Origin of the sequence: Pantoea sp. Pa-EAmG (genome assembly GCF_030024295.1) — a bacterium.
Classification (GTDB): Bacteria; Pseudomonadota; Gammaproteobacteria; order Enterobacterales; family Enterobacteriaceae; genus Pantoea; species Pantoea dispersa.
This window is the reverse complement of sequence record NZ_JASEWO010000391.1, coordinates 1-822: the sequence shown is the minus strand read 5'-3', so window position 1 is coordinate 822 and position 822 is coordinate 1. Positions and strand designations below refer to the sequence as shown.

General features: G+C 55.7%; 1 protein-coding gene. It reads left to right on the top strand.

Features of this window, described 5'->3' with window-relative positions; genetic code table 11:
* Nucleotides 1-10 precede the first annotated feature (10 nt).
* Nucleotides 11-822, top strand: an 812-nt coding sequence (locus QMM04_RS22850) for a M48 family metalloprotease (RefSeq protein ID WP_282997161.1), incomplete at its 3' end; no start/stop codon positions are given.

The window sequence follows — 822 nt, the reverse complement described above, 5'->3', positions numbered from 1 at the left end:
GGATCAAGGCATGTTTAACCGGTTGAAAAAATCAGTGCTGGCGGCCCTTATTCCTACGCTGCTGCTGACGCCCGCACTCTCCGTGCACGCGGACGTGAGTGATAATCTGCCCGATATGGGAACCACAGCGGGTTCAACGCTATCCATTAATCAGGAATTACAAATTGGCGACTTCTACGTGCGCCAACTGCGCGCCAGTGCGCCGCTGATTAACGATCCGCTATTAAATCAATACATCAATGAGTTAGGGCAGCGCCTGGTGGCGCATGCCAATTCGGTGCGCACGCCGTTTCACTTCTTTCTCATTCAGAATGACGAACTGAACGCTTTCGCCTTTTTCGGCGGCAACGTAGTGCTGCATTCATCATTGTTCCGCTACACCGACAATGAAAGCCAACTGGCATCGGTGATGGCACACGAAATTTCCCACGTCACTCAACGCCATCTGGCACGTGCCATGGAAGAGCAGAAGCGTAATGCGCCACTCACCTGGGTGGGTGCATTAGGGTCGATTCTGCTCGCCATTGCCAGCCCACAAGCCGGGATGGCAGCATTGACCGGTACATTGGCGGGCACGCAGCAGGGCATGATCAGCTTTACTCAGGCCAACGAGCAGGAAGCCGACCGCATCGGCATTCAGGTGCTGCAACGTGCGGGTTTCGATCCGCAGGCGATGCCAGCTTTCCTGCAGAAGCTCGCCGATCAAAGCCGCTTCTCTTCTAAACCCCCGGAAATTTTACTGACGCACCCCTTACCGGATAGCCGTTTGGCCGATGCGCGTAACCGTGCCAACCAGATGCGCCCGGTGGTGGTGCAGTCATC